The organism is Sulfitobacter sp. M39, from assembly GCF_021735935.1.
Lineage (GTDB): Bacteria > Pseudomonadota > Alphaproteobacteria > Rhodobacterales > Rhodobacteraceae > Sulfitobacter.
Genome location: NZ_WMDZ01000001.1, coordinates 2,463,783 through 2,486,692 on the forward strand (window position 1 = coordinate 2,463,783; position 22,910 = coordinate 2,486,692).

Sequence of the window (22,910 nt, forward strand, 5' to 3'; positions counted from 1 at the left end):
TTGATCGGATGGAATGGGGGGACGTCACAGGGGGGTATTGCATCACGCAGCCCCTTCGGCAGCGGCGCGGGCTTTAAGCGCGCGGCGGATCACTTTGCCTGTGACGGTCATCGGCAAGGCATCCAGAAAGGCCACCTCGCGCGGGTAGGAATAGCTGGCAAGGCGGGTTTTCACCCAGTCTTGCAGGGTCTGCTCATCGACAGTCGCACCGGATTTGCGCACGACATAGGCTTTGACGATCTCTGTCCGCAGCGGGTCGGGCTTGCCCACCACACCGCAGGTTGCCACATCGGGATGGGTCAGCAGGCAATCCTCGATTTCTGCCGGACCGATGCGATAGCCGCTTGAGGTGATCACATCATCCTCGCGCCCGATAAAGCGCAGGTAGTCGCCTTCAAACACACCGCGATCACCGGTCAGCATCCAGTCACCCCGGAATTTCTGTGCTGTCTCGTCGGGGCGCTGCCAATAGCCCAGCATCATCGCGGCTGATCCCTTGCGGATGGCGACATCGCCTTCGTCTGCCGTCGGCGCACCGTCATCATCCAACACCGCGACGTCATGGCCCGGCACCGGCTTGCCAATGCAGCCGGGGCGCGGCGGGAACCGGCTGCCCGCGCTGGTGGCGACCATATTACATTCGGTCTGCCCGTAGAATTCGTTGATGGTCAGGCCAAAGGCTTGTTGCCCCCATGCCAGCATCTCTGCGCCCAAAGGCTCCCCCCCCGACGCGACAGAGCGTAGCCCCGCGATCGTGGCCCCCTCGGCCTTGAGCATCCGCAGCGCGGTCGGGGGGAAGAACACGTTGCGCACATCGCCCTCGCGGATGATGCGCGCACAGGCGTCTGGAGAGAATTTGGCCAAGCGCGCCGCGACAACAGGCACACCAAGCGCCAGCGCGGGCATTGCCACATCGAACAGCCCGCCGATCCACGCCCAATCCGCAGGCGTCCAGAGGCAATCGCCGTCCTGCCCCAGCACATCATGGCTGAGCGAGACGCCGGGCAGATGGCCCGTCAGCACCCGATGGCCATGCAGCGCACCCTTGGGCGAGCCCGTCGTGCCCGAGGTATAGATCAGCACCGCCGGATCGTCAGGGCCGGTGTCGGCAAAGGCGACAGGATCGCCCGCCATGCCGACGCTATCCACCATCAAGGGCGTTGCCAGCCCCCCCAGCAGATCGCGCCCTTCGGGATCGGTCAGCACCAGCGTCACGCCCGCATCACGCACCCGCGACGCGAGGGCATCATACTTGAAGAGCTTGAACAAAGGCACTGAAATCGCACCGATTTTCCAGATCGCCAGATGGGCTGCGGCACACCAAGGGCTTTGCCCTAGCAGCACGCCCACGCGGTCGCCCGCCTGCACCCGCTGCGCCAAGGCGCGGGCCAGTCCGTCGACCATATCGGACAGGATGCCAAAGCTGACATCACGTCGCGCATCTCCTGTCAGATCAATGATCGCGCGCCGCGCGGGGTCATGGGACAGACATTGCGCCGCCATGTTCAGCCGCGCCGGAATCTCCCACGCGCCCGTCCCGTCCAGACCTGGCAGGACGTCAGCCATCAGCCTTCCCACACGTCCAGCGACAACGCCTGACGCGCGGTCTGACGCATCAGACAGTTAATCGCCGCAGGTCCGCGCCCCGTGCCCCCCTGCCAAAGCGAGGCTTCGTAGGTGCATGCCTTGTCGCGGAACACGATCCAAGCCCGCTGCATCTCGCGCAGGGAATCCGCCACGCCGAGGCGGCCCTCGGGCCCCGGGATTGCATCGGCATCCATCCGTTTGGCCTGTACCATCACCGCGGCGTAATTATCGTTCAACCGCTGGTCCCAGAATTGCAGCTCACGGTCCAGACACCCGCCCATGCCATAGGTGCTGTTCCCGCCGGGAGAATCCTCCATACACTGGTTCGCAGAGACACCGACGCAGGCCATCTCGGCGGCAAAGCCATCGGCGTCGGCCAGACAAATCTCTGTGCCGCGATCGGTATATTGCAGATCCTGCGCGGCAAGCGGTGAGGCGCAGAGCATCAAGGCAAGGGCCAGAGGTCTCACGCCATCGCTCCCATCATCTCGCGGCCCACCAGCATCCGGCGGATTTCAGAGGTGCCTGCCCCGATCTCCATCAGCTTGGCATCGCGGAAGATACGGCCCACGGGGTTGTCCGACAGATAGCCCGCGCCCCCCATTGCCTGCACCGCCTGATGCGCCTGTTTCATCGCCTCTTCACTGGCATACAAACAGCAGGCGGCGGCATCGGCACGGGTGACATCGCCGCGGTCACAGGCCTTGGCGACCTCGTAGACATAGGCGCGGGCGGAATTCATCGCGGTGTACATATCCGCCATCTTGCCCTGCATCAGCTGGAAGTTCCCGATGGGCTGCCCGAACTGTTTGCGTTCAACCATATAGGGCATGATCTCGTCCAGACAGGCGGCCATGATCCCCAGACCAATCCCCGCCAGTACCACGCGTTCGTAATCAAGGCCCGACATCAGCACCGCCACGCCGCGCCCCTCTTCGCCCAGAACGTTTTCAAACGGGACTTCGACATCGTCAAAGATCAGCTCTGCCGTGTTGGACCCGCGCATGCCAAGCTTGTCGAAATGCGGGCTGGTGGTGAAGCCTTTCATGGATTTCTCGATCAGGAAGGCGGTGATGCCTTTCGATCCGGCATCGGGGTCGGTTTTGGCATAAACCACCAGCGTGTCTGCATCGGGGCCGTTGGTGATCCAGTATTTATTGCCGGACAGGCGGTAGTGATCGTTGCGCTTTTCGGCGCGCAGTTTCATCGACACCACGTCGCTGCCCGCAGAGGGTTCGGACATCGCGAGCGCGCCCACGTGTTGACCCGAGCATAGGCCCGGCAGGAATTTCGCCTTCTGTTCGGGGCTGCCGTTAAGACGGATCTGGTTGACGCAGAGGTTCGAATGGGCCCCGTAGGACAGCGAGACAGAGGCCGAAGCGCGTGCGATTTCTTCAACCGCGACGGTGTGTGCGACATAGCCCATGCCCGAGCCGCCGAATTCTTCCTCGACCGTCATGCCCAGCAGACCAAGGCTGCCCATCTCTTCCCAGAGCGCGGGCGGGAATTCGTTCTTGGTGTCGATCTCGGCGGCCATCGGCTTGACCCGCTCCTGCGCCCAACGGTGCACCATATCGCGCATCTCGTTCACGTCATCGCCCAGATCGAATTTCATGGTGGTGTTGAACATAGACCCCTCCCCCGAGTTTATTGAACAGTTGTTCATTACACTACACTTCTCGCGGATTCGGTCAAGCAAATGTCGCAGGCTGCGCGGAACTGCACCCGCGCCGCCGATGTTACCCCAGTGACACAGGATAGAAAGGACGCCCCGATATGAGCACGTCATTGAAGAAAGAATTCTGGGACCGCGTAGACGACACCCGCATTGGCATGCTGGCAACCGATACCGCCCGCGCCATCCCCATGAGCCACTATGCCGACCACGACGCCAACTGCCTTTGGTTCATCACCGCACGGGACACCGATCTGGCGAAATCCGCCCAAACCGGTGCTGAGGCCGAATATCTGGTGACCAGCAAGGACGAACACCTATACGCCCGTATCGACGGCACCGTTCAGGCTGTGACCGACCCTGCTAAGCTGGACGAGCTGTGGAACGCATTTGCCGCCGCCTGGTTCAAGGACGGACGCAAGGATGACGACGTGCAGCTTGTGCGCATGGACCTCAAACAGGCGGAGGTCTGGCTAACCGGCGGCAGCCTGTCCTTCCTTTACGAAATCGCCAAAGCCAATGTGACCAAACAGGTGCCTGATGCAGGCGAACATGGGACGATCCGGTTCTAAGGGTCGGTTTTTTTTAACAGACCATCAAATCACTGATAGGGGCCGGCTCATGTCCGGCCCCTTTACTGTTGGCTTAAAGCAGCGTGTTGGCGCGACCTAGCCCTGCTGGAACACCGCCAAGACTTCCGCGCGAATGATCCGTGCGATCAGCGCGCAATCATCCAACGAGAATGTCAGCGGAACGCGCATGTCGATGATACTGGCGAGCACCACATCGCTGGCGGGCAGCGCAGAGGGGTCGGCATAACGCCATGAATCGTATCGGCTGGTAAAGCCCTGAGGCTCCGCCCCGCCGAACCACTTCAGCTCCACCCCGCGGGCTGCGCAGCGGGTCAACACCGATGTGATGGCCTCGGGGGTCCAGCCGGACAGCAGGAACTGGAACGACGATCCGACAAAGCGTTCCACCGTGGGGCGGTCGATGAGCGTCAGGCCGGACGTGTCGCGCAAGCCGTCGTGGATCACGTGATACCGCACATTCCACCCGTCGATCTGGGCCTCAAGCCGCTTGAGCTGCGGTCGCAGGATCGCCGCGCGCAGGTTATCCATCCGGCCAGAGATATTGGGCGTGTCGTATTTCACCGTCTCGAATGTTTCGGGCGGCGGCCCTGCCAGATGCCGGTCATAAAGCATATAGGACCCTGACAGCATGATCGCCCGCGCCGCAAGTGCGGCATCATCGGTGACCAGCAGCCCGCCCTCGCCCGCGTTGACGTGTTTATAGGTCTGACAGGAATAGCACCCCACCGCCCCATGCCGCCCCGAGGGCACGCCGTTCCAGCTTGCCCCCATGGTATGGGCGCAATCTTCTACCACGGTGACACCGGCTGCGTCACAAAGCGCCATCAACCGGTCCATGTCGCAGATATGCCCGCGCATATGGCTTAGCAGCAGCACCCGCGCCTGATCCAGCTTGGCGGCCAGATCGTCCAGATCGATCACCAGCCCTTGCGTGACATCGACAAAGACAGGCGTGGCCCCGACCGCGGCAATCGCGCCGGGCACGGGGGCCAGCGTGAAAGCGTTGGACAGCACCCGGTCCCCCGGCTTCACGCCAACAGCACGCAAGGCGGTCGCGATGGCATAGCCGCCCGAGGCCACGGCGAGGCAGTATTGCGCGCCCACCATCGCGGCGAATTCCTGCTCTAGCAGCGCGGCCTCGGCGGTTTCGCCGGGCGCGGTGTTATAGCGGTGCAGTCGCCCGTGGCGCATCACGGCGACGGCGGCGTCGATGGCTTCCTCGGGGATCGGCTCTTGCTGGGTGAAGCTGCCCGAGAACACCTCTGCCGTGTCAGATGCCATGTCAGACGGCACCGATCAGACGGGTAACGATGTCGGGCAGGTCGTCATAGTGGTCCAGCAAAGCTTCGGGGCCAAGTGCTGCCATATCATCGCCCGAGGGACCAAAGGACACCAACACGCAAGGCACCCCCGCCGCGCGCGCCGTCTCGCGGTCGGTATTGGTATCGCCCACAAGCAAGCACAGCGCGGGGTCGCCCCCGGCACGCCGCGCGGTTTCGAACAGATGCTCCGGATCGGGCTTGCGGATTGCCAGCGTATCGGCCCCCACCATCGCACCAAAGGCATCGCGCACGCCAAGCTTGGTCAGCAGCGTATGCGCCAGCCCTTCAGGCTTGTTGGTGCAGATCGCCACGCGGTAGCCCGCGGCCTTCAACGCCTCAACCGCCTGCATCGCGCCGGGGTAAAGCACGGTATGCGTGTTGATCTCGCGGCCATAGGCTTCGAGCAGCATGGGATAGTAGCGGTCGATGGTCTCGGCGTCGTCGGCGCGCCCCAAACGCTCCATGCCCAACCGCAGCATCGCCCGGCCGCCTTTCAGCGCCGTACCTGCATCGGTCTTGGCATCCAGCACATCGCCCTCGCCCATGTCGCGGAAACAGGCATTGGCCGCGGCGATCAAGTCTCCGCTCGTGTCCGCGAGCGTCCCGTCGAGGTCGAATACGACTGTTTTCATCGGCATTCCTTTGCTGAATGTGTTGCAGGCGGAAATCTTCTTTGATGACCCCTAGCCTTGCGCAAAATCGCCAACAAGGTAAAGAGAGCGGACATTAAATTGATTAAAGAGATTATACATGGAAGTTGCACTGATCCTTTTGGCCGCAGGCAAAGGTACCCGCATGCAATCGGATCTGCCCAAGGTTCTGCATGCCGTCGCCCACGCACCACTGTTAGAGCACGCCATGGCATCAGGTGCCGCGCTGTCGCCTGCCCGCACGGTCGTTGTCGCAGGCCACGGGGCAGATCAGGTCCGCGCCGCTGCGCAGGCTTTTGATGACGAAGCACAGGTCGTTGTGCAAGAGGAACAATTGGGCACCGCCCACGCCGTTGGTCAGGCGCGCGAGGCGCTGGCAGGCTTCGACGGCACCGCCATCGTGCTTTATGGCGATACGCCCTTCGTGCAGACCGAAACGCTTGAAAACATGTGCGCGGCACTTGAGACGAATGATGTCGTCGTGCTGGGTTTTGACGCCGCTGATCCTGCCCGCTATGGCCGTTTGGTGATGCAGGGCGACAGCCTTGACCGCATCGTTGAATACAAAGATGCCACAGATGCAGAGCGTGCGATAACCCTTTGTAATAGCGGCGTTGTCGCGTGTAAATCCGATCTGCTGTTTGATCTGATTGATGCCGTTGGCAACGACAACGCGTCGGAAGAATACTACCTCACCGATATCATCGGCATTGCCCGGGAACGCGGGCTGAAAGCCACTGCCGTGACCTGTGACGAGGCCGAGACGATGGGCGTGAACTCCCGCGCGGATCTGGCCGCTGCCGACGCCGCGTTCCAGTCGCGCGCTCGTGCAGCCATGCTCGAGGACGGTATCACGCTGATGGCCCCCGAGACGGTCTATTTCGCCCGCGACACCTATATCGGCCGCGACACGGTGATCGAACCCAATGTGGTCTTTGGCCCCGGCGTGACGATTGAATCCGGTGCCACCATCCGCGCGTTCAGCCACCTTGAAGGCTGCCACGTCGCACGCGGCGGGGTCATCGGCCCCTACGCCCGCCTGCGCCCCGGTGCAGAGCTGTCCGAGGATGTGCGCATCGGCAACTTTGTCGAGGTCAAGAACGCGCAGATCGCCGAAGGGGCCAAGGTGAACCACCTGAGCTATATCGGCGACGCGACCATCGGCGCCAAAGCCAATATCGGCGCGGGCACGATCACCTGCAACTATGACGGCGTGATGAAGCACCACACCCATATCGGGGCCAACGCCTTTATCGGGTCGAACACCATGCTGGTGGCCCCCGTGCATATCGGCGACGGCGCCATGACGGGATCGGGGTCGGTCATCACCTCGGATGTGGAGGCGGACGCGCTGGCGCTGGCGCGTGCACATCAAGTCGAAAAACCGGGCATGGCGCGGAAATTGTTGGAAATGTTAAAGGCCAAGAAGGCCAAACAGCAGAGAGGCAGCTAATCATGTGTGGTATTGTCGGTATCCTTGGCCAACACGAAGTTGCGCCTACCCTTGTCGAAGCCCTGAAACGTCTGGAATATCGCGGCTATGACAGCGCCGGTATCGCGACGATTGACGCGGGCAAGCTGGACCGCCGCCGCGCGGTCGGCAAACTGGTGAACCTGTCGGATCTACTGGTGCACGAACCGCTCGCCGGGAAGTCGGGCATCGGGCATACCCGTTGGGCGACCCATGGTGCGCCATCGGTCACCAATGCGCACCCGCATCAGGCGGGGCCGGTGGCTGTCGTGCATAATGGCATCATCGAAAACTTCCGCGAGCTGCGCGCCGAACTGGCCCAGGACGGCGTTGAATTCGTGACCGAGACGGACACGGAAACGGTCGTGCTGCTGACCCAGAAATACATGGCCGAAGGACTGGGCCCTGTAGACGCCGCGACCAAAACCATCGCGCGGCTACACGGGGCGTTCGCGCTGGCGTTCCTGTTTGACGGCCAAGACGATCTGATGATCGGCGCGCGCAAGGGGGCCCCGCTGGCCGTCGGCTATGGCGACAACGAGATGTATCTGGGCAGCGACGCGATTGCGCTGTCACCCATGACGGACCGTGTGACCTACCTCGAGGAAGGCGACCGCGCCGTTCTGACCCGCACCTCGATCAAGATCTACGACGCCAATGATGCCCCTGTTGACCGTGTGGTCAAGAAGATCAGCCTGGATACCACCCGCATCGACAAGGCCGGCCACAAACACTTTATGGCGAAAGAGATCGCAGAGCAGCCCGCTGTCATTGGCGAGGCCCTGTCGCGCTACCTCACCGCGGACGGAGAGATCATGCTGCCCGATCCGGGGCTCGATTTCACCAAGATCGACCGTATCACCATGGTCGCCTGCGGCACGGCCTTCTACGCCTGCCTCACCGCGAAATACTGGTTCGAACAGATCGCCCGCATGCCGGTCGAGGTCGATGTCGCGTCGGAGTTCCGCTATCGTGAACCGCCCATCTCGGACCGGACAATGGCGCTGTTTGTCAGCCAGTCGGGCGAAACCGCTGACACGCTGGCCGCGCTGCGCTATTGTGCGGGCAAGGCCGATCTCATCACCTCGGTCGTCAATGTGACTGAATCCTCCATCGCGCGGGAAAGCAATCTGGCGTTGCCGATCCACGCCGGTGTCGAGGTGGGCGTCGCCTCTACCAAAGCCTTTACCTGCCAGTTGACTGTCTTGTTCCTGATGGTGCTGAAAGCCGCCGTGGACCGCGGCGCGATCACCAAGGAAGAGCTGGCCGATTATCTCTCTGGTCTGCGGTCCATGCCGTCGCTGATCAACACCGCGCTCGAACAGAACGCCGCCCTGCGCGACGAAGCCTACAAGCTTTCCTCGGCCCGTGATGTGTTGTTCCTGGGGCGTGGCGCGATGTTCCCACTCGCCCTTGAAGGCGCGCTAAAACTGAAAGAAATCAGTTATATACACGCCGAAGCTTATGCGTCGGGAGAGCTCAAACACGGCCCGATCGCGCTGATCGATGAAAACGTGCCTGTGGTGGTCATGGCCCCCAACGACACGCTCTTCGACAAGACCGTCAGCAACATGCAAGAGGTCATGGCGCGCAAGGGCAAGGTTATCCTGATCTCGGATCGTGCGGGGCTGGACGAAGCCGCCGAAGGCACGTGGGGGCAGATCGAGATGCCACCTGTGGCCGATGCGCTCGCTCCCATCCTCTATGCGATCCCGGCGCAGTTGCTGGCCTATCACACCGCGATTGCCAAAGGCACCGATGTCGACCAACCGCGAAACCTAGCAAAATCGGTGACTGTGGAATGAACCTTGCCCCCTATATGGCGCAGCTGAACGAACTGGCTGATCCCGCCGCTGTCGAGAAAATGCAAGCCTATCACAAGGTGGATCGTCCCTATCTGGGCGTCGCCAATCCGCAGATCAACGATCTGACCAAAGCGTGGCGGGCTGAGCTGTCGCTGACCGACCGGATCGCGCTGGCCGATGCCCTGTGGCAGACGGATATCTTCGAGGCGCGGGTGGCGGCAGCCAAGCTGTTGACCCAGGCCCGCCTGCGCCCGGATGACGAACCCGCGTGGCAGTTGATCCAAAGCTGGGTACCGGACTTCGACAGCTGGGCCATCGCGGATCATGCCTGCATGGCGGCGCAAAAACGTTTGCTGGCGGACCCTCAACGTCTGGATGTGGTCGAGACCTGGACCCAATCGGGCGACCTCTGGTCGAAGCGGGCGGCGCTTGTCGCCACCCTGCCCTGGACCAAGCAGAACAACCCCAAGCCCGAAGAGCTGGACGCGCGCGAGCGTATCCTTGGCTGGGCGGCAGGGTATCTTCCGGTCAAGAACGGTATCCTGCAAAAGGCCATCGCGTGGTGGGTCCGCGACCTCAGCCGTCATGACCCGGTCCGCGCCGCCGCCTTTATCGAGGACAACCGCGCCACCCTCAAACCCTATGCGATCAAGGAAGCCGCGCGCCATATGCCGCACTTCCCGCTGGAAGCCCCAGTGGCGGCGGAAGACGAAGCCCCCGCATCAGACAGCTAACCCCTACAGAAAACGGGCGTCCAAGGTTCTCCTCGGACGCCCGTTTTGTATCTAACACCATCACCGCGCGGCTTAGCCGTTGGTGGACACTTCAACCTTGGTCAAATCCGTCAGCGACGCGCCAATCAGACGCAGCGCCGACAACGACATGCGGCTCCCGCCCGAGGCAGGTCCATCCAGCGGGATCAGCTCAACCGTAGAGGATTTGCCCGTCGCGGGGTTCGTCACGCGGCCCTGCATCTCCGATTTTACCAGCGGTGTTTTCATCCACAGCCCCGGCTCCGTCGCACTGCCAAGCGAGGCGACGGTGGCGCCCAGCGATTTAGCCCCTGCCGCGGCAGGTTTTGACGCCTCGGCGCGTTGTTCGGCCGTGGTAGTGTCAAGCGCATCGGCTGTGCGTGCCCCAGCAGGCGGACGGGCCGCGGCGGTGGCAGGCGACAAAGACGCCTCTGCACGCGCCTCTGCCTCGGCCGTGGGTGGGGCTGCGTCCGCCCCGCGTTTGCCTAAACCCAAACGATCCGTTACGCCCGCACATCCGGCCAGAGCAACGACAGCGACACCTAAAATAATATAATGTTTCATGGGCCAAATCTAGCGCTCCGCCTCTGCCGCTTCAATCTCCTAAATGCTACTTGCCCCGGGATGGGCCGATGTTTACCTATGGGATATGAATGCACCTTTGATTGACCCGTTCGCCCGCGCTATCACCTATCTGCGCGTCTCCGTCACAGACCGCTGTGACTTTCGCTGTGTTTATTGCATGTCCGAGAATATGAATTTCCTCCCGAAAAAGGAGCTTCTGACCTTGGAAGAACTGGATCGGCTGTGCACCAACTTTGTTGATCTGGGCGTGCAAAAGCTGCGCATCACCGGCGGAGAGCCTTTGGTCCGCAAGGGCATCATGACCTTCTTTAACAGCATGACCCGCCATCTGGACGCCGGTACGCTGAAAGAGCTGACGCTGACCACCAATGGCAGCCAATTGGAACGCTACGCAGCCGATCTTTATGCTGCGGGCGTGCGCCGTGTGAATGTCTCTCTTGATACGCTGGACGATCAGAAATTCGCTGACATCACCCGTTGGGGGCGTCTGCCGCAGGTGCTGCGCGGGATCGACGCGGCGCAGAATGCCGGGCTGCGGGTCAAGATCAACGCCGTCGCGCTGAAAGGCTTCAACGAGGCAGAGCTGCCGTCGATGACCGCATGGTGTGCGGATCGTGGCATTGACCTGACCTGGATCGAGGTGATGCCCATGGGCGACTTGGGCAACGAGGACCGCTTGGGTCAGTATTGGTCCCTCAAAGACGTGCGCCGCACCTACGAGGAACATTACACCGTCACCGATCTGGCCGAGAACACCGGCGGCCCTGCCCGCTATGTCCGGCTGGAAGAGACCGGCCAGAAGATCGGCTTTATCACACCGCTGTCCCATAATTTCTGCGAAAGCTGCAACCGCGTGCGGATCACCTGCACCGGTGAAATCTACATGTGTCTGGGGCAGGAGGACGTGGCCGATCTGCGCGCGCCCTTGCGCAATCATCCCGATGACGATGCGCCCTTGAAGGACGCAATTCGCGCGGCAATCAACCTTAAGCCCAAGGGCCACGACTTTGATTATTCACGGCAAAAGCTGGATGGGCAGATGCCCCGCCACATGAGCCACACAGGCGGCTGACGCGACCGTGTCCGCGCCTTTCCTGTACCGCGCCTGGGTTCTTGCCAGCCGCTGCCTGATCCCCTTTGCCGCCAGCGCTGAGGCGCGCAAGCTGAACGCGCAGGACGTGCCCGCCGCCCGTGCGGGAGAGAAACGCGGCATCGCCACACAGCCGCGCCCAAGCGGCGGCCCGCTGGTTTGGGTGCATGCGGCCTCCGTGGGCGAAAGCCTGTCGGTGCTGGCGCTGATAACCCGCATGGGGCACATGCTGCCCGACGCGCATTTCTTGATCACCTCGGGCACCGCGACCTCGGCCAGGCTGGTGGACCAACGTCTGCCGCCGCGCAGCCTGCACCAGTTTGCCCCGCTGGACGCCCCCGGCCCGTTGAAGCGGTTCCTGGCCCATTGGCAGCCCGACGCCGCGATATTTGTCGAAAGCGAGATCTGGCCGCAGATGCTGCGACGGACCCACGCCACCGGCGCGCCGATGGCGCTGGTCAATGCGCGCATGTCTGACAAGACCGTCGAGTTCTGGGGGAAATGGCCCCGCACTGCCCGCTACCTGTTTGATGTCTTCACGCTGATCGTGACGCAGAATGACGCGATGGCGCGCAATATGCTCCGCATGCATGCCCCCGCCGATCGCGTGTCGCCGGGGGTGAATCTGAAATCAATGGCCGGCCCGCTGCCCGTCGATGCACAGGCGCTGGAGGCTGCGGGCACTGCGCTTGGCGGGCGTCCGGTCTGGGTCGCGTCCTCCACCCATGAAGGGGAGGAACGCAGCGTGCTCGATGCGCATAATAAGCTTCTTCGCCAGATGCCCGATCTGTGTCTCATCCTCGCCCCCCGCCACCCCGAACGCGGCAACGCGGTAGAGGCGCTGGTACAGGACGCGGGGATGACCGTGCTGCGTCGCAGCCGTGGGGATGCCCCCGGGGGTCAGGTCTATCTGGCCGACACGCTGGGAGAATTGGGCCTGTGGTACAGCCTGTCCGATGTTGTGTTTCTGGGCGGGTCGCTGCTGCCCATTGGCGGACATAACCCGTTCGAGGTGGCGCAATCGGGGGCCGCTGTGCTGTCGGGCAACCACGTTGCGGCCTTTGCAGAAACCTACGCCCAGCTTGAGGCCGAAGGCGCTGCGCGGATCGTGGCGGATGGCGATGATCTGGCCGCCCGCGTTGCCTCGCTCTTGACCAAACCGGATGAGCTGGCGACGATGACCGCTGCCGCTGCCCGCTTCATCGCGGCACAAGATGACCAGCTTGATGCCATCGCCAGCCGTCTGATCACCACATTGAAGTTGGATACCCCATGACGCACCCCCTTGCCCGCACCGATGTGATCGCGCCGAATTTCAAACGCAGGCTCAGCGGCGTCACGGCCACTGTGATGCGGCTGGTGCCCGTCCAATCGCGCGATATCTCTATCACGGCGACGGGCCCCGTTGTGCCTGAGGATGTGCCGCAGGTGCCGCTGGCCTCGCTTGTGACGATGTCGCGCCGCGGGCCGTCGCCGTCGGGCTGGCGGGTCTGGCACGCGCGGCGCAACGTCGAGATGCTGGGCGGGCTGGCGCTGCGCTATCTGCTGGGCAAGCGGCTCAAGCTGATGTTCACCTCGGCTAGCCAACGCGAACAGACCGGCCTGACGCGCTGGCTGATCCGGCGGATGGATGCCGTGGTGGCGACCTCGGACCGGACCAACGCCTATCTGGAAAACCCCGGCCATGTGATCATGCACGGGATCGACACCGAGGGCTTTGCCCCCTCGCCCGACCGCGCCGCCCTGCGCGCCGAGCTTAAGCTGCCCCTGAACGCGACGCTGGTGGGCTGCTATGGCCGTATCCGCGCACAAAAGGGCACCGATGCGTTTGTCGAGGCGATGCTGCCGATCCTGCAGGACAACCCTGATGTTGTCGCCCTTGTGATGGGACGCGCGACCGAGAAATACGAGAGCTTCGAGAAGGGCCTGAAAGACCGCGCCCGCGCTGAAGGGCTGTCGGACCGGATGCTGTTCCTGCCAGAGGTGCCTGTGGGCGATATGGCGGATTTCTACCGCGTGCTGGACCTGTACGTCGCCCCCCAAAGGTGGGAGGGCTTCGGCCTCACCCCGATCGAGGCGATGGCCTGCGGTGTACCCGTGGTCGCGACCCGTGTGGGTGCCTTTGAAAAGCTGGTGGTGCAAGGTACGACGGGCCTACTGGTGGACCCCGATGACATCCCCGCGCTCGAGGCCGCGACGCGCGATGCCCTGTCCGACCGAACCCGACTGGCCGCATGGGCACAGGCCGGGCGCAGCTATGTGATGTCGGATTTCTCTATCGCGCGCGAAGCGGCGGCGCTGGTGAAAATCTATCATAAACTGCTGGCGGCATAGGGCGCGGGTTTCCCCCCGCCCCATGCCTGTGTGATCAGCCGATGGGCATGCGTTGTTCGGCGATACCCGCCCACCAGCTGCAGCCCGCAGGAATGATATCGTCGTTAAAGTTATACATCGGGTGGTGCACCATCGCGGTGTCGCCATTGCCGACCAGAATATAGGCACCGGGGCGCTCTTCGAGCATAAAGGCGAAATCCTCGCCCCCCATGACCAAAGGTGCTTCGTCGCATTGACCCGAGATGCCGCGCGCGACATCCGCCGCGAATTCGGTCTGTTCGTCGTGGTTCACCATCACCGGATAGTTGCGCACGTATTTGACCTTTGCCGTCGCGCCAAACGTCGCCGCGATGCCTTCGCAAATCTCTGTCACGCGCTTTTCAGCCAGATCGCGCAGGTCATTGGACAGGGTGCGCACGGTGCCCAGCAAGTTCACCCGCTGCGGGATCACGTTGAACGCCTTGGACGAGGATTCGATCGAGGTGATCGAGACAACGATATTGCCCACGGGGTCCGCATTCCGGCTGACGATGGTTTGCAGCGCGGTGATGATATGTGCGGTGACCACACCGGTATCGATGGTCTCATGTGGTTTGGCCGCGTGGCCGCCCAGACCCTCGACTTCGATTTCCAGCAGGTCGGTGGCTGCAAAGAACGGGCCGGGGCGGATGCCGAATTGTCCGGCGGGAATGCCGGGCCAGTTGTGCATGCCATAGACTTCCTGAATGCCCCAGCGTTCCATCATGCCGTCCTTGCACATCTCGCGCCCGCCGCCGCCGCCTTCTTCGGCAGGCTGAAAGATCACCACAACAGTCCCGTCGAAATTCCGTGTCTCGGCCAGATACTGCGCCGCGCCCAATAGCATCGCCGTGTGGCCGTCGTGGCCGCAGGCATGCATCGCATTGGGCGTTTTGGAGGCATAGTCCAGCCCCGTCTGTTCGTGGATCGGCAGCGCGTCCATATCGGCACGCAGCCCGATGACCTTGCCCGAGGTGGTGGCGTTGCCCTTGATCACGCCGACAACACCGGTACGTCCGATGCCTTCGACAACTTCGTCACAGCCGAAGGCGCGCAGTTTCTCGGCCACGGTGGCAGAGGTGCGATGCGTCTCGAACAGGATCTCGGGGTGTTCGTGCAAATCACGTCGCCATGCGGTGATGTCATTGTGCAATTCGGCAAATCGGTTCTTAACGGGCATTTTTCGAAGTCCTTGAAGTCTGTGAAAAAAGGGAACGCGCAGCGCCCCTTTCGGGCAAAGCCGGCGGCTAGGCTGGCAATCTTGTTTCAATCATTTCCGCGAACCAGCTACAACCTGCGGGGATCGCGTCATCGTTGAAATTATACATGGGGTGGTGGACGGTGGGCCCGGCGCCATTGCCCAGCATGATATAGGCACCGGGACGCTGGTTCAGCATATACGAGAAATCCTCTCCGGCCATGATCGGAGGCGTGTCACGGTCCACCCCCGGAGCGATATTCTCGGCCACGTCAGCGGCATAGGCGGTGTTCGCGTCAGCGTTCACGGTGATGGGATAGCCCCGCGTGTAAGTGATGTCGGCAGTGCATTGGTGGGCGGCGCAGGTGTGGGTCACGACAGCCTCCAGCCGGTCCTGCACCAGATCGCGGATGCCCGCATCCAGCGTGCGGACCGTACCGCGCAGACGCACGGTTTGGGGCAAGACGTTGTGGCTGTCGGTGTCGGACCGCAGGGTACAGACCGATACGACAGCATTCTTGATCGGGTCCACGTTGCGCGCGGCGATGGATTGCAGCGCGACAACGACATGCGCCGCGGCAAGGTTGGTATCGATCGCCTCGTGCGGAGCGGCGGCATGGCCGCCCTGCCCGGTGATGATGATGTCGAACTCATCCGCCGCCGCCAGTAAAGGGCCACTGCGGATCGCGAATTCCCCCACGGGATGATCCGGCATATTGTGCATGCCGTAGACCTCGTCGATGGACCAACGCTCCATCAGGCCTTCCTCGACCATGACGTTGCCACCGCCACCGCCCTCTTCAGCGGGTTGGAAGATAAGCACCGCCCGCCCGTCAAAATTTCGCGTTTCTGCAAGATATTGCGCGGCCCCCAGCAGGATCGCGGTGTGCCCGTCATGGCCGCAGGCATGCATCTTGCCCGGCGTTTTGGAGGCATACTCAAGCCCCGTCGCCTCGGTGATGGGCAGAGCGTCCATATCCGCGCGCAAGCCGATGCTGCGCCCCGAGGCATTAGTCTTGCCCTCGATCACCGCGACGATGCCGCTTTGCGCCACACCGGTGGTGATATCGGTGATGCCAAAGCTACGTAGCTTTTCTTCGACAAAAGCCGCGGTCTGCGGCAGATCGAATTGTAGTTCGGGGATCGTATGCAGGTGACGCCGCCACGCGGTGATGTCGGCATGGGTTTCGGCAAAGCGGTTCTTGATCGGCATCGCGTGCATTCCTTTATGTGTGACTAGACGTTCGGGCCCAGGATCATCGGGCTGCCATCGGTGAAACGTGCAAGGCGAAAGCGGGTCAGGTCATGCCCGGCGCTTTGCCCCGTGGCCAGACGCGCCAGAACGCGGCCCATGCCCGGCCCGATACCAAAGCCGTGCCCTGACATGCCCGTGCCGATGGTCAGCCCCGGCAGTGCTGCCACAGTATCCACGACAGGTACAATGTCAGGCATCGTGTCGATCATCCCCGCCCAGGCAGATTTCAGCTTTATCGGCCCCAGATCGGGAAACATTGCTGAAAAATCACGCAGCAGGCGGTGGATTTTGGCCATATTGGGCGTGGGGTTAAGGATGCGCATCGCCTCGAAGGGGGATGGGGTATCGGCCTGCCAGCGCCGCTTGGTCGTCCAGGCATCGGGAAAGCCCTTGGGCGCAAAAGGGTGAAGCCGTTGACCAAAGGGATCGGCGCGCAATTGGGTCAGGTAATGGGGCAAGGCGCGAAAGGCGTCAGGGCCCACAAAAAGCTCGGGCGCGCCGGGAGGGGCGAGCGTATAGCCGCCATCCTCGCGCCGTCGGAACGCGACCCGCCCGTCCGACACCGCCCCTGCGTAAATTTCAGGCAAGCATTCGGTCGCCGCCACATTTTCGCGCACCGACAACTGCGGCATAGAGATACCGTGATTGCGCAGGAACAGCGCCGACCACGCGCCACCTGCCAGCACCACCTGCGAAGACGCGATACGCCCCTGTTCCGTGATCACCCCGGCAACCCGCCCCGCCGCGATATCAAGGCAGCGCACGGCGCAATTCGCGATGATCTGAACGCCCTCTCGTGCCGCGATACCGGCGAGAGCGGGCACCGCGACCCAAGGCTCCGCCCGCATGTCCGACGGCGTGATCAGTGCGCCGATCTGAGGTGTAGCAAGGCCGGGGAACATGGCGGAGACCTCGGCTGACGTCATCATCCGGCTGTCCGCGCCATTGGCCCGCGCATGGGGCAGCCAGTCCTCATAGCCCGCAAGCTGTGCCGGCCGTTGCGCCAGATAGGCAATGCCGCCCTGCCGCAGCCCGATATCCACGTTCGTTTGCCCCGCAAGTTCGCGCCAGAGCGCCTGCGCCTCGGCCATGATCGGCATCTCGTCAGGGTCGCGCCCCTGTTGCCGGATCCACCCCCAGTTGCGGCTGGATTGTTCAGCGGCGATGCGACCCTTTTCCAGCAAGGTGACCGAGTGACCCTCCCGGGCGAGGAACAGCGCCGTGCAGACCCCGATGATCCCGCCGCCGATAACGACGATATCCGACGTCGCTGGCTGGGGGCCGGGATAGGTGACGGGGGTGGTCGTGTGGATCGGGAAAGGCTGCATGGGTCAGGCTTTATATTGCGTGAGCGTCGCGGGCAAAGCAGGCCTGGATCGGGGGCCAGCCCCCGGTGCCGCGCTGCGGCCCCTCCCCCGGGATGTGATGCCATTTGGAAGAAGGGGGCCGCTGCGCTGTGTCATTTCAAACGGTCAAGCAGGTCGCGCATGAAGCTATGGCCGGCCTCGAATTGCGTGACTTCGATATATTCGTTGGGCTGGTGCGCCTGTGCGATATCGCCGGGGCCGCAGATCACCGCGCTATAGCCGGCTTCCTGGAACTGTCCGGCCTCGGTCCCGTAGGAGACCTTGTGGCTGGCATTGTCGCCGGTGATCTGGCGCACGAAGGTTTCGGCCAGCCCGTCTTTTTCGGGTTGTAGTGCGGGGACGTCGAAACGGGGGGTGACCTCGATATAGGTTTCGGGGACGACCTCTTGCATCTGCTTTTCGACCTCGCGCACTTTTTCCAGATAGGCGGTGCCCCAGGCGTCTTTGTCTTCACCCGGCACGACGCGGAAATCCATGGCGAAGTGGCAATCCTTGGCGGTGATATTATGCGCCGTCCCGCCCGAGATCACGCCCACATGGGCGGTGGTAAAGGGCGGGTTGAACATCGCGGCAAGGTCGGTGGGTTTTCGGGCCATGTTTTCGGTGTTCACCTCATTGGCCCATTCGATCAGCTTGGCCCCCGCCATGATCGCGTTGACGCCTGTGTGCAGCAAGGAGGAATGGACCTCGAAGCCGACCACATGGGTGTTGAAGCCCGTGCCGCCCTTGTGGCCTGTGACGGCCTGCATGGTCGAGGGTTCCCCCACGATCACCAGCGCGCCCTTGGGCAGCACCGGTTGCATTGCCTCGATCATCGGAGGAGCACCGGTGCAGCCGATTTCCTCGTCAAAGCTGAGCGCGATCTGGAGCGGGCGTTGCACTTCGGCGTAATGCGCCTCTACCAGTGCCCAAATGGCCAGCGCATCGAAGCCTTTCATGTCGCAGCAGCCGCGCCCGTAATAGCGCCCGTCCCGTTCGACCACGGTGAAAGGGTCGCTGTCCCAGGGCTGGCCGTCCACCGGCACCACATCGGTATGCCCCGACAGGACCACCGCGCCCTCTTCCCACGGGCCCACATGGGCGAAAAGCGCATGTTTGGGTTGATCGGGGTGGATATAGCGGTGTGACGCGATGCCGTGGCTTTCAAGGTAATCGGCCACCCAGTCGATCAGCGGGATATTCGTATCCCGCGACACAGTGGGAAAGCTGACGAGTTTTTCCATCAGCTCGAACGGGGTCATGCGCGCAGTCATTATGTGGTCCTTTAGTATCCGCTATCGGTGATCAAGACCTGATGGCCGGGGGATACGGTTTTGTAAACAGAGGGTTCCGCGACATAGCTTGTCGGATGGATCGGGGACGGAATCGGCTTGAAGTTCAGCTCGCTTTCCTTTTTGCGACGCCGTGGATCGGCAATGGGGACGGCTTTCATCAGGGCCTGCGTATAGGGGTGCTGCGGGTTTTCAAACACCTGCGACCGCGTGCCCATTTCCACGATCCGGCCCAGATACATCACGCCGACGTGGTGGCTCACCCGTTCGACCACGGCCATATCGTGGCTGATGAACAGGAAGGACAGCCCCATTTCCGCTTGCAGCTCCAGCATCAGATTGACCACCTGCGCCTGCACCGACACATCCAGCGCCGACACGGCTTCATCCGCGACGATCAGCTTGGGGTTCAGCGCCAGGGCCCGGGCGATGGCAACCCGCTGGCGCTGACCGCCTGACAGTTCGTGCGGGAAGCGGCGCATGAAGCTGCGCGGCAGTTCCACACGATCAAACAGCATCTCGATGCGTTTGGTCAGTTCGGCCCCTTTGAGCGTGCCATAATTGTGGATCGGTTCGGCCACCTGATCCGACAGCTGCATCTGCGGATTGAGCGAGGCAAACGGGTCCTGAAAGATCATCTGCATGTCCAGTCGCGCCTTGTGCAGGCCACGTGAATCCAGTGCCATGATGTCTTTGCCATCGAGGTTGACCTCGCCCGACTGGGGTTCGACCAGCCGCAGCAAGGACCGCCCCGCCGTAGATTTCCCGCAGCCGGATTCCCCCACAAGGCTTAGCGTCTGGCCCTTGTTGATGGTAAACGACAGGTCCTCGACCGCATGGACATTGGCGACGGTGCGGCGCAGGAAGCCGCCCTGCACCGGAAAGCGCGTGGTCAGGTTCTTGACCGTCAGCAGCGTTTCCTCTGTGCCCTTGATGGGTTTGATCTCTTTATCCGCAGTCCCGAGCAGTTTCATCGGTTCGGGATAGGGTTTGCCGCGCATCTCGCCCAGCTTGGGCACGGCGGCCAGCAACGCCTTGGTATAGGGGTGTTGGGGGTTTTCGAAAATTTTCTCGACCGTGCCTTCTTCGACCTTGTTACCGCGGAACATGACGACGACGCGATCGGCCATCTGGGCGACAACGGCCATGTCGTGGGTGATGAACATGACGGCGGTGCCGGTCTCGCGTTTCAACCGGTCGATCAGCGCGAGGATCTCAGCCTGAATGGTCACATCCAGTGCGGTGGTGGGTTCATCCGCGATCAGCAGCCGCGGCGAACAGGCCAGCGCCATTGCGATCACCACACGCTGACGCATCCCGCCCGACAGCTCGTGCGGGTATTGTGCAAGACGGCGGGCCGGTTCGGGGATGCGGACCTGGGTCAGAAGCTCCAGCGCGCGGGCCTCTGCCTGCGCCTTAGACATGTTCTTGTGCAGGCGTAGCCCTTCGGTCAGCTGGCGGCCGACGGTAAAGACCGGGTTCAGCGCGGTCATCGGTTCCTGAAAGATCATCCCGATCTCATTGCCGCGAATATCGCGCATCACATCCTGATCTGTGCGCGCCAAATCGACAGCGGGATCGTTCTGGCGCTCAAATAATAGGCGCCCACCCGCAATTTTTCCGCCGCCGAACTCGACCAGACGCATCAGCGACAGCGAGGACACCGATTTACCCGAGCCGGATTCGCCCACAACGCAGACAGTTTCACCCGCATTGATGTCAAAGCTGACGTTCTCCACACCTAGAACGGGTCCGTCCTGGGTTTGAAATTCGACCCTAAGCTCTTGAATTTGCGCGATTGGTGTCGGCGTTGCCTCGTCTAGCATGGTATTTTCCAGCGCTTCTCGTTTAATCAATTTGACGACGCTAAGGCACTTCGTCATCTGGTGTCAAATCGGTCCAAGGGACCGCTAACATCCGCTGCTTTGGAGGCTTGCATTTTTTTTCAAACCTGTTTCGATGCTTCGACGTTATTGGCGTGGCTGGAAAAACGGGCGTTTTGGCGGGCATCCCTGTCTGTCGCAGCACCCTGCCCCCGGCCGTGATCAAAATTGACGTTTTTGGCATTGCCAGAAAAGACAGACCATAAAAAAAGGCACCTCAAAAAACCAACGGTGTCCAACAAGGAGTAAGCTATGAACATGAAAACCCTGTTACTGGGAGCCGCGGCTTCGGTAGCGATTGCCCCCGCCGCATTCGGCGCCGCCCACGAGGGCGAGCGCGGACGCGACGGCGAGGTGAAAGTTATCTACTGGCAAGCGCCCTCGATCATGACCCCCTATCTGTCGGGCGGCACAAAAGACCTCGAGGCGGCGAGCCTCGTGCTGGAGCCGATGGGCCGCTATGACGAAACCGGCGCGTTGGTCCCCTATCTGGCGACCGAGATTCCCACCGTTGAAAACGGCGGCGTGGCCGAAGATCTGAAATCCATCACCTGGAAGCTGAAAGAAGGCCTGGTTTGGTCCGACGGCACGCCGGTGACCTCGGCGGATCTGAAATTCACCGCTGAATATTGTATGCACCCCGAAGGCGGCTGCGCGCAGGCGTCGAAGTTCGATGGCGTTGAAAGCATCGATATCGTGGATGATCTGACGGTTACCGTTCATTTCACCGACGCCAAGCCAAACCCTTACGGCCCTTTTATGGGCGCGCAATCACCGATCATTCAGGCCGCGCAGTTCAAGGACTGCCTGGGCGCGAAAGCCCCCGAATGTACCGAAGCGAACTTTAACCCCATCGGCACCGGCCCGTTCCGCGTGACAGATTTCCGTCCCAATGACGTGATCCAGATGGAAGCCAACCCCAACTACCGCGACCCCAGCAAACCTGCGTTTGCGACACTGACCCTCAAGGGCGGTGGTGATGCGAATGCCGCGGGTCGTGCGGTGATGGAAACCGGCGAATACGACTATGCATGGAACATGCAGCTGGCCCCCGACGTGCTGGCGAAAATGGCCGAAGGCGGCAAGGGTCAGGCGATCTCTGCATTCGGGACATTGGTCGAACGGATCGAGATGAACCTGACAGACCCATCGCCGGACCTGCCAGAGGGCGAACGCTCCACGCTTGAGCATCCGCACCCGATCCTGTCCGACTTCAAGGTCCGCAAGGCGCTGTCCATGGCGATCGACCGTCCTTTGCTGGTCGAAGTCGGCTATGGCCAGGCGGGTCGCGCGACCTGTAACCTCGTGCCCGCGCCCGAGCTGTATGCCTCCGACAACACCGAATGTCTGACGCAGGATCTGGAAGGCGCGAAAGCCCTGCTGGAAGAAGCCGGCTGGACCGACACCAATGGCGACGGTATCCGCGACAAAGACGGTGAAAAACTGTCCCTGCTGTACCAGACCTCGACCAACGCTGTCCGTCAGGATTTTCAAGCGCTGATCAAAGACTGGTGGAACCAGATCGGTGTCGAAGTCGAACTGCGCAACCTTGATGCGTCGGTCTTCTTTGGTGGCGACCCCGGTTCGCCCGATACCTTCCAGAAGTTCTATGCCGACGTTGAAATGTACGCGAACAACTTTGACGGCACCGATCCGCAGGCCTACCTGTCTGCCTATCGCTGTGGCAACGAGCCCAAGCCGTCCAGCCAGTGGCAGGGTGAGAACATCAACCGTTTCTGCAACGAAGAATACGACGCGTTGCTGGACGAACTGTCGCGCACGGGCGAGTTGGACAAGCGCGGCGATATCGCCAAGCAGCTGAACAACATCATCACACGTGACACGATGACCATCGTTCCGCTGGTCGACCGTGGTCGGGTTTCCGCTGCGTCCAACACTCTGGGCGGCGTGATCCTGAACACATGGGATTCCGAACTGTGGAATGCCGCCGACTGGTACCGCGTGAAAGAATAATCACGCCCAAGCTCAGAGGAGCACGCAGCGCGCGTGCTCCTCATGACTTGATGACTGTGTGAATGTGTGCGAAATCGCGC

19 protein-coding genes are annotated in these 22,910 nt (G+C 62.1%); 8 read left to right on the forward strand and 11 right to left on the reverse strand.

What is annotated here, in order from left to right; translation table 11 throughout:
- Nucleotides 1-42 precede the first annotated feature (42 nt).
- From GLP43_RS11920 to GLP43_RS11930, 3 genes are read right to left on the reverse strand one after another with little or no spacing between them, the layout of a single operon-like run.
- The gene (locus GLP43_RS11920; protein ID WP_237279473.1) at nucleotides 43-1,566 is read right to left on the reverse strand and encodes an AMP-binding protein; all 1,524 of its coding nucleotides are present in this window, start codon (nucleotides 1,564-1,566) and stop codon (nucleotides 43-45) included.
- On the reverse strand, nucleotides 1,566-2,057 hold the full coding sequence (locus tag GLP43_RS11925; protein ID WP_237279474.1) for a lysozyme inhibitor LprI family protein: 492 nt from the start codon (nucleotides 2,055-2,057) through the stop codon (nucleotides 1,566-1,568). Before GLP43_RS11925 ends, GLP43_RS11920 begins: the two co-directional genes overlap by 1 nt.
- A complete protein-coding gene (locus GLP43_RS11930) occupies nucleotides 2,054-3,217 on the reverse strand; it encodes an isovaleryl-CoA dehydrogenase (RefSeq protein ID WP_005854015.1) in 1,164 nt (387 codons plus the stop codon). Before GLP43_RS11930 ends, GLP43_RS11925 begins: the two co-directional genes overlap by 4 nt.
- 146 nt (nucleotides 3,218-3,363) lie before the next feature.
- Between GLP43_RS11930 and GLP43_RS11935 the strand changes: the two genes are divergently transcribed.
- Nucleotides 3,364-3,834 (forward strand): pyridoxamine 5'-phosphate oxidase family protein, encoded by a 471-nt coding sequence (locus GLP43_RS11935; protein WP_237279475.1) that lies wholly within the window; start codon nucleotides 3,364-3,366, stop codon nucleotides 3,832-3,834.
- Between the two features lie 96 nt (nucleotides 3,835-3,930).
- Here GLP43_RS11935 and GLP43_RS11940 read toward each other — a convergent pair whose 3' ends face one another.
- Both GLP43_RS11940 and GLP43_RS11945 read right to left on the reverse strand, forming a co-directional pair.
- Entirely contained in the window at nucleotides 3,931-5,136 is a 1,206-nt protein-coding gene (locus tag GLP43_RS11940; RefSeq protein ID WP_237279476.1) for a DegT/DnrJ/EryC1/StrS family aminotransferase, read from the reverse strand.
- 1 nt (nucleotide 5,137) lies between these two features.
- Nucleotides 5,138-5,809 (reverse strand): HAD-IA family hydrolase, encoded by a 672-nt coding sequence (locus tag GLP43_RS11945; RefSeq protein WP_237279477.1) that lies wholly within the window; start codon nucleotides 5,807-5,809, stop codon nucleotides 5,138-5,140.
- A gap of 118 nt (nucleotides 5,810-5,927) precedes the next feature.
- On the opposite strand from GLP43_RS11945, the gene glmU reads away from it, so the two are divergent.
- From glmU to GLP43_RS11960, 3 genes are read left to right on the forward strand one after another with little or no spacing between them, the layout of a single operon-like run.
- A complete protein-coding gene (glmU, locus tag GLP43_RS11950) occupies nucleotides 5,928-7,280 on the forward strand; it encodes a bifunctional UDP-N-acetylglucosamine diphosphorylase/glucosamine-1-phosphate N-acetyltransferase GlmU (protein ID WP_237279478.1) in 1,353 nt (450 codons plus the stop codon).
- Nucleotides 7,281-7,282: 2 nt separating this feature from the next.
- Nucleotides 7,283-9,103, forward strand: coding sequence for a glutamine--fructose-6-phosphate transaminase (isomerizing) (gene glmS / locus GLP43_RS11955; RefSeq protein ID WP_237279479.1), 1,821 nt, complete (start codon nucleotides 7,283-7,285; stop codon nucleotides 9,101-9,103).
- Nucleotides 9,100-9,837 carry a DNA alkylation repair protein gene (locus tag GLP43_RS11960; protein ID WP_237279480.1) on the forward strand — a complete coding sequence of 246 codons (738 nt, stop codon included), beginning with the start codon at nucleotides 9,100-9,102 and terminating at the stop codon, nucleotides 9,835-9,837. Before glmS ends, GLP43_RS11960 begins: the two co-directional genes overlap by 4 nt.
- Nucleotides 9,838-9,909: 72 nt before the next feature.
- Here the strand turns inward: GLP43_RS11960 and GLP43_RS11965 are convergent, their stop codons facing one another.
- The gene (locus GLP43_RS11965) at nucleotides 9,910-10,419 is read right to left on the reverse strand and encodes a hypothetical protein (RefSeq protein WP_237279481.1); all 510 of its coding nucleotides are present in this window, start codon (nucleotides 10,417-10,419) and stop codon (nucleotides 9,910-9,912) included.
- Between the two features lie 85 nt (nucleotides 10,420-10,504).
- On the opposite strand from GLP43_RS11965, the gene moaA reads away from it, so the two are divergent.
- From moaA to GLP43_RS11980, 3 genes are read left to right on the forward strand one after another with little or no spacing between them, the layout of a single operon-like run.
- The gene (moaA, locus tag GLP43_RS11970) at nucleotides 10,505-11,512 is read left to right on the forward strand and encodes a GTP 3',8-cyclase MoaA (protein WP_237279482.1); all 1,008 of its coding nucleotides are present in this window, start codon (nucleotides 10,505-10,507) and stop codon (nucleotides 11,510-11,512) included.
- Nucleotides 11,513-11,519: 7 nt separating this feature from the next.
- Complete coding sequence (locus GLP43_RS11975) at nucleotides 11,520-12,806, forward strand: 3-deoxy-D-manno-octulosonic acid transferase (protein ID WP_237279483.1); 1,287 nt, start codon at nucleotides 11,520-11,522, stop codon at nucleotides 12,804-12,806.
- Nucleotides 12,803-13,864: a glycosyltransferase family 4 protein gene (locus tag GLP43_RS11980; RefSeq protein ID WP_237279484.1), complete on the forward strand. Its 1,062-nt coding sequence runs from the start codon at nucleotides 12,803-12,805 to the stop codon at nucleotides 13,862-13,864. Before GLP43_RS11975 ends, GLP43_RS11980 begins: the two co-directional genes overlap by 4 nt.
- A 34-nt stretch (nucleotides 13,865-13,898) precedes the next feature.
- On the opposite strand, the gene GLP43_RS11985 is transcribed toward GLP43_RS11980, so the two are convergent.
- The 5 genes from GLP43_RS11985 to GLP43_RS12005 all read right to left on the reverse strand — a co-directional run bounded on the left by GLP43_RS11985 (nucleotide 13,899) and on the right by GLP43_RS12005 (nucleotide 20,799).
- On the reverse strand, nucleotides 13,899-15,062 hold the full coding sequence (locus GLP43_RS11985) for a M20 aminoacylase family protein (protein ID WP_005854046.1): 1,164 nt from the start codon (nucleotides 15,060-15,062) through the stop codon (nucleotides 13,899-13,901).
- Between the two features lie 67 nt (nucleotides 15,063-15,129).
- A complete protein-coding gene (locus GLP43_RS11990) occupies nucleotides 15,130-16,293 on the reverse strand; it encodes a M20 aminoacylase family protein (RefSeq protein ID WP_237279485.1) in 1,164 nt (387 codons plus the stop codon).
- Nucleotides 16,294-16,316: 23 nt separating this feature from the next.
- Complete coding sequence (locus GLP43_RS11995) at nucleotides 16,317-17,663, reverse strand: NAD(P)/FAD-dependent oxidoreductase (protein ID WP_237279486.1); 1,347 nt, start codon at nucleotides 17,661-17,663, stop codon at nucleotides 16,317-16,319.
- Nucleotides 17,664-17,794: 131 nt separating this feature from the next.
- Complete coding sequence (gene argE / locus GLP43_RS12000) at nucleotides 17,795-18,955, reverse strand: acetylornithine deacetylase (protein ID WP_237279487.1); 1,161 nt, start codon at nucleotides 18,953-18,955, stop codon at nucleotides 17,795-17,797.
- An 11-nt stretch (nucleotides 18,956-18,966) separates the two neighbouring features.
- Entirely contained in the window at nucleotides 18,967-20,799 is a 1,833-nt protein-coding gene (locus GLP43_RS12005; RefSeq protein WP_237279488.1) for an ABC transporter ATP-binding protein, read from the reverse strand.
- A 309-nt stretch (nucleotides 20,800-21,108) separates the two neighbouring features.
- Here GLP43_RS12005 and GLP43_RS12010 point away from each other — a divergent pair, with 309 nt between their 5' ends.
- Complete coding sequence (locus GLP43_RS12010) at nucleotides 21,109-22,830, forward strand: peptide ABC transporter substrate-binding protein (RefSeq protein ID WP_237279489.1); 1,722 nt, start codon at nucleotides 21,109-21,111, stop codon at nucleotides 22,828-22,830.
- Nucleotides 22,831-22,910: the final 80 nt, after the last annotated feature.

What these genes read in the sequence shown, in the direction of transcription:
- GLP43_RS11920 (WP_237279473.1), bottom strand. Translation starts at nt 1,566, where the DNA reads ATGGCTGACGTCCTGCCAGGTCTGGACGGGACGGGCGCGTGGGAGATT.
- GLP43_RS11930 (WP_005854015.1), bottom strand. Translation starts at nt 3,217, where the DNA reads ATGTTCAACACCACCATGAAATTCGATCTGGGCGATGACGTGAACGAG.
- GLP43_RS11935 (WP_237279475.1), top strand. Translation starts at nt 3,364, where the DNA reads ATGAGCACGTCATTGAAGAAAGAATTCTGGGACCGCGTAGACGACACC.
- GLP43_RS11940 (WP_237279476.1), bottom strand. Translation starts at nt 5,136, where the DNA reads ATGGCATCTGACACGGCAGAGGTGTTCTCGGGCAGCTTCACCCAGCAA.
- GLP43_RS11945 (WP_237279477.1), bottom strand. Translation starts at nt 5,809, where the DNA reads ATGAAAACAGTCGTATTCGACCTCGACGGGACGCTCGCGGACACGAGC.
- glmU (WP_237279478.1), top strand. Translation starts at nt 5,928, where the DNA reads ATGGAAGTTGCACTGATCCTTTTGGCCGCAGGCAAAGGTACCCGCATG.
- glmS (WP_237279479.1), top strand. Translation starts at nt 7,283, where the DNA reads ATGTGTGGTATTGTCGGTATCCTTGGCCAACACGAAGTTGCGCCTACC.
- GLP43_RS11960 (WP_237279480.1), top strand. Translation starts at nt 9,100, where the DNA reads ATGAACCTTGCCCCCTATATGGCGCAGCTGAACGAACTGGCTGATCCC.
- GLP43_RS11965 (WP_237279481.1), bottom strand. Translation starts at nt 10,419, where the DNA reads ATGAAACATTATATTATTTTAGGTGTCGCTGTCGTTGCTCTGGCCGGA.
- moaA (WP_237279482.1), top strand. Translation starts at nt 10,505, where the DNA reads ATGAATGCACCTTTGATTGACCCGTTCGCCCGCGCTATCACCTATCTG.
- GLP43_RS11980 (WP_237279484.1), top strand. Translation starts at nt 12,803, where the DNA reads ATGACGCACCCCCTTGCCCGCACCGATGTGATCGCGCCGAATTTCAAA.
- GLP43_RS11985 (WP_005854046.1), bottom strand. Translation starts at nt 15,062, where the DNA reads ATGCCCGTTAAGAACCGATTTGCCGAATTGCACAATGACATCACCGCA.
- GLP43_RS11990 (WP_237279485.1), bottom strand. Translation starts at nt 16,293, where the DNA reads ATGCCGATCAAGAACCGCTTTGCCGAAACCCATGCCGACATCACCGCG.
- GLP43_RS11995 (WP_237279486.1), bottom strand. Translation starts at nt 17,663, where the DNA reads ATGCAGCCTTTCCCGATCCACACGACCACCCCCGTCACCTATCCCGGC.
- argE (WP_237279487.1), bottom strand. Translation starts at nt 18,955, where the DNA reads ATGACTGCGCGCATGACCCCGTTCGAGCTGATGGAAAAACTCGTCAGC.
- GLP43_RS12005 (WP_237279488.1), bottom strand. Translation starts at nt 20,799, where the DNA reads ATGCTAGACGAGGCAACGCCGACACCAATCGCGCAAATTCAAGAGCTT.
- GLP43_RS12010 (WP_237279489.1), top strand. Translation starts at nt 21,109, where the DNA reads ATGAACATGAAAACCCTGTTACTGGGAGCCGCGGCTTCGGTAGCGATT.